Annotated in this window: 3 rRNA genes; all 3 read right to left on the bottom strand. The window is 57.5% G+C overall.

What is annotated here, in order from left to right:
- Positions 1–41 precede the first annotated feature (41 nt).
- Positions 42–158: ribosomal RNA gene (gene rrf, locus KJS59_RS25150) — 5S ribosomal RNA — on the bottom strand.
- An 87-nt stretch (positions 159–245) separates the two neighbouring features.
- Positions 246–3,379 (bottom strand): 23S ribosomal RNA (locus KJS59_RS25155).
- Between the two features lie 404 nt (positions 3,380–3,783).
- Positions 3,784–5,302 (bottom strand): 16S ribosomal RNA (locus KJS59_RS25160).
- The 16S, 23S and 5S rRNA genes sit together here, the layout of an rRNA operon.
- Positions 5,303–5,492 lie beyond the last annotated feature (190 nt).

The raw sequence follows: 5,492 nt of genomic DNA on the forward strand, positions 1-5,492 counted from the left end.
TGAGGGCCACCCCGCAGGGGTGGCCCTCAACTCGTGAAGAAGTCCGGCGGTGTCCTACTCTCCCACACCCTCCCGAGTGCAGTACCATCAGCGCTGGAGGGCTTAGCTTCCGGGTTCGGAATGTAACCGGGCGTTTCCCCTCCGCCATAACCGCCGTAACACTATAAACCAATCAAACAACACCAACCCAACCTGGTGATGTGTTGCATGGTTCAGAGTTGCATAGTGGACGCGTAACACCTTCGTAAGTCAAGTCCTCGGCCTATTAGTACCGGTCAACTCAACCAGTTACCTGGCTTACATCTCCGGCCTATCAACCCAGTCGTCTAGCTGGGGGCCTTACCCCCACAAAAATATGGGGTGGGATACCTCATCTCGAAGCAGGCTTCCCGCTTAGATGCTTTCAGCGGTTATCCCTTCCGAACGTAGCTAACCAGCCGTGCCCCTGGCAAGACAACTGGCACACCAGAGGTTCGTCCGTCCCGGTCCTCTCGTACTAGGGACAGCCCTTCTCAAGTATCCTACGCGCACGGCGGATAGGGACCGAACTGTCTCACGACGTTCTAAACCCAGCTCGCGTACCGCTTTAATGGGCGAACAGCCCAACCCTTGGGACCTGCTACAGCCCCAGGATGCGACGAGCCGACATCGAGGTGCCAAACCATCCCGTCGATATGGACTCTTGGGGAAGATCAGCCTGTTATCCCCGGGGTACCTTTTATCCGTTGAGCGACACCGCTTCCACACGCAAGTGCCGGATCACTAGTCCCGACTTTCGTCCCTGCTCGACCTGTCAGTCTCACAGTCAAGCCCCCTTGTGCACTTACACTCAACACCTGATTACCAACCAGGCTGAGGGAACCTTTGGGCGCCTCCGTTACCCTTTAGGAGGCAACCGCCCCAGTTAAACTACCCACCAGACACTGTCCCTGAACCGGCTCACGGCCCAAGGTTAGATACCCAAACCAACCAGAGTGGTATTTCAACAACGCCTCCACCCACACTAGCGTGCAAGCTTCACCGGCTCCCACCTATCCTACACAAGCTAATTCGAGTACCAATGTCAAGCTATAGTAAAGGTCCCGGGGTCTTTCCGTCCTGCCGCGCGTAACGAGCATCTTTACTCGTAATGCAATTTCGCCGGGCCTGTGGTTGAGACAGTGGGGAAGTCGTTACGCCATTCGTGCAGGTCGGAACTTACCCGACAAGGAATTTCGCTACCTTAGGATGGTTATAGTTACCACCGCCGTTTACTGGCGCTTAAGTTCTCAGCCTCGCCCCACCAAAATGGAGCTAACCGGTCCCCTTAACGTTCCAGCACCGGGCAGGCGTCAGTCCATATACGTCGTCTTACGACTTAGCATGGACCTGTGTTTTTAGTAAACAGTCGCTTCCCCCTGCTCTCTGCGGCCATACCACGCTCCACCCGCACCGGGGCTTCACGCGTCCGGCCCCCCTTCTCCCTAAGTTACGGGGGCAATTTGCCGAGTTCCTTAACCACAGTTCGCCCGATCGCCTCGGTATTCTCTACCTGACCACCTGTGTCGGTTTAGGGTACGGGCCGCTCAGAACTCGCTAGAGGCTTTTCTCGGCAGCATAGGATCACTGACTTCACCTGAATCGGCTCGGCATCACGTCTCAGCCACACAGGATGCGGATTTACCTACACCCCGGCCTACACGCTTACCCCGGCACTACCAACCACCGGGCTCAGCTACCTTCCTGCGTCACCCCATCGCTTGACTACTACCCACCAGGATCCCACATCCACAACCACCAACCCGAAAGTCGACAGCCGCTTCAACAGTTAGCACAATGAGGTTCATCATGGGCGCTCCTTCGCGGGTACGGGAATATCAACCCGTTGTCCATCGACTACGCCTCTCGGCCTCGCCTTAGGTCCCGACTCACCCAGGGCGGATTAACCTAGCCCTGGAACCCTTGGTCATCCGGCGGAAGGGTTTCTCACCCTTCTTTCGCTACTCATGCCTGCATTCTCACTCGCGCACCCTCCACGACTAGATCACTCTGCCGCTTCACCGGAAGCGCGACGCTCCCCTACCCACCCACACACCTGCACCCAACCCCAAAAAGGGCCAGGCGAAGTCCCATGTGTGAATGCCACAGCTTCGGCGGTGTGCTTGAGCCCCGCTACATTGTCGGCGCGGAACCACTTGACCAGTGAGCTATTACGCACTCTTTCAAGGATGGCTGCTTCTAAGCCAACCTCCTGGTTGTCTATGCGACCCCACATCCTTTTCCACTTAGCACACGCTTAGGGGCCTTAGCCGGTGATCTGGGCTGTTTCCCTCTCGACTACGAAGCTTATCCCCCGCAGTCTCACTGCCACGCTCTCACTTACCGGCATTCGGAGTTTAGCTGACTTCAGTAAGCTTGTAGGCCCCCTAGGCCATCCAGTGCTCTACCTCCGGCAAGAAACACGCAACGCTGCACCTAAATGCATTTCGGGGAGAACCAGCTATCACGGAGTTTGATTGGCCTTTCACCCCTAACCACAAGTCATCCCCCAACTTTTCAACGTTGGTGGGTTCGGCCCTCCACACGGTCTTACCCGCGCTTCAGCCTGCCCATGGCTAGATCACTCCGCTTCGGGTCTAGGACACGCGACTCAAACGCCCTCAAATTCAGACTCGCTTTCGCTACGGCTCCCCCACACGGGTTAACCTCGCCACATGCCACTAACTCGCAGGCTCATTCTTCAAAAGGCACGCCGTCACCCCACCCAAAGGCAAAGCTCCGACGGATTGTAAGCAGACGGTTTCAGGTACTATTTCACTCCCCTCCCGGGGTACTTTTCACCTTTCCCTCACGGTACTAGTCCGCTATCGGTCACCAGGAAGTATTTAGGCTTACCAGGTGGTCCTGGCAGATTCACGGCAGATTTCAGGAGTCCGCCGCTACTCGGGAAAAACCAAAGGAGGCATGCTGCTTTCGCCTACCGGACTATCACCGTCTACGGTCAGCCTTCCCAGACCATTCGACTAACAGCACACTTTCTCACTCCCCAGCTGGTTGTCAGCCCAACCCATGGCCTCCCACAACCCCCACCATGCAACCCCTGACAGGTATCACACACAGCAGGTTTAGCCTCATCCGCTTTCGCTCGCCACTACTCACGGAATCACATATTGTTTTCTCTTCCTGCGGGTACTGAGATGTTTCACTTCCCCGCGTTCCCTCCACACACCCTATGAATTCAGGTGCAGGTGACACCACATGACTGATGCCGGGTTCCCCCATTCGGACACCCTGGGATCACAGCTCGGTTGACAGCTCCCCCAGGCCTATCGCGGCCTCCCACGTCCTTCATCGGCTCCTGGTGCCAAGGCATCCACCGTCCGCTCTTGACAACTTGACCACAAAGATGCTCGCGTCCACTATGCAATTCTCAACCAACAACCCACCACCACCACACACCCACCACCTACCCCCACACACCCCCACAGGGACACACGAAGACGGTTTGATGGACACAGCAGTGCCAGGAAAAAAAACTCACCAGAAAAAACAACCCCACCCCCAACAGGGCACACACCCCCCACAAGAAGGGCGAACAGGTTGTTCCCTCAGGACCCAACAGGATGCCTCTACCCCACCAGCCGCACCACACCCCCCTCCACACCCCCCACAACAGGGAAGCAGTACTAGGAATGTCGCCGTTGCCGATGACGAACTAGCCAGTCTCTCCGACCACGAGCACCCCACCAAACCACACGCCTGGTGCAGGCCCCATACCGTCTTTCAACGGATGGCGCTCCTTAGAAAGGAGGTGATCCAGCCGCACCTTCCGGTACGGCTACCTTGTTACGACTTCGTCCCAATCGCCAGCCCCACCTTCGACGGCTCCCTCCCACCAAGGGGTTGGGCCACCGGCTTCGGGTGTTGCCGACTTTCGTGACGTGACGGGCGGTGTGTACAAGGCCCGGGAACGTATTCACCGCAGCGTTGCTGATCTGCGATTACTAGCGACTCCGACTTCACGGGGTCGAGTTGCAGACCCCGATCCGAACTGAGACCGGCTTTTTGGGATTCGCTCCACCTCACAGTATCGCAGCCCATTGTACCGGCCATTGTAGCATGCGTGAAGCCCTGGACATAAGGGGCATGATGACTTGACGTCATCCCCACCTTCCTCCGAGTTGACCCCGGCAGTCTTCGATGAGTCCCCGCCATAACGCGCTGGCAACATCGAACGAGGGTTGCGCTCGTTGCGGGACTTAACCCAACATCTCACGACACGAGCTGACGACAGCCATGCACCACCTGTCACCGACCCCGAAGGACCCCCCATCTCTGAAGGATTTCCGGCGATGTCAAACCCAGGTAAGGTTCTTCGCGTTGCATCGAATTAATCCGCATGCTCCGCCGCTTGTGCGGGCCCCCGTCAATTCCTTTGAGTTTTAGCCTTGCGGCCGTACTCCCCAGGCGGGGCGCTTAATGCGTTAGCTGCGGCACAGAGAACCGGAGAGGCCCCCCACACCTAGCGCCCAACGTTTACAGCGTGGACTACCAGGGTATCTAATCCTGTTCGCTCCCCACGCTTTCGCTCCTCAGCGTCAGTATCGGCCCAGAGACCCGCCTTCGCCACCGGTGTTCCTCCTGATATCTGCGCATTTCACCGCTACACCAGGAATTCCAGTCTCCCCTACCGAACTCTAGCCTGCCCGTATCGGCTGCAAGCCCACAGTTAAGCCATGGGATTTCACAGTCGACGCGACAAGCCGCCTACGAGCTCTTTACGCCCAATAAATCCGGACAACGCTCGCGCCCTACGTCTTACCGCGGCTGCTGGCACGTAGTTGGCCGGCGCTTCTTCTGCAGGTACCGTCACTCACGCTTCGTCCCTGCTGAAAGAGGTTTACAACCCGAAGGCCGTCATCCCTCACGCGGCGTCGCTGCATCAGGCTTCCGCCCATTGTGCAATATTCCCCACTGCTGCCTCCCGTAGGAGTCTGGGCCGTGTCTCAGTCCCAGTGTGGCCGGTCGCCCTCTCAGGCCGGCTACCCGTCGCCGCCTTGGTAGGCCATCACCCCACCAACAAGCTGATAGGCCGCGAGCCCATCCCAAGCCAAAAAATCTTTCCACCACCAAACATGCGCCCGGTGGTCATATCCGGTATTAGCCCCCGTTTCCGAGGGTTATCCCAAAGCCTAGGGCAGGTTACTCACGTGTTACTCACCCGTTCGCCGCTCGAGTACCCCGAAGGGCCTTTCCGCTCGACTTGCATGTGTTAAGCACGCCGCCAGCGTTCGTCCTGAGCCAGGATCAAACTCTCCAACAAAAACCGTTGAAAAACAAAACCCCAGCAACAAAGTTGCCAAAGGAATCCAAGAACAAGAAACAGACACAAAGCCTGCCCCCCATCCCCGGGAAAAACAAACTTGGCACTGGCTTTCAAAGCACCCTGTTGAGTTCTCAAAGAACAACCACACACCCGCAACAACCACCACCAGGCGGCCGCCCCAGGGGCA

The sequence above is a fragment of the Rhizomonospora bruguierae genome (assembly GCF_018397995.1).
GTDB classification, from domain to species: Bacteria; Actinomycetota; Actinomycetes; order Mycobacteriales; family Micromonosporaceae; genus Rhizomonospora; species Rhizomonospora bruguierae.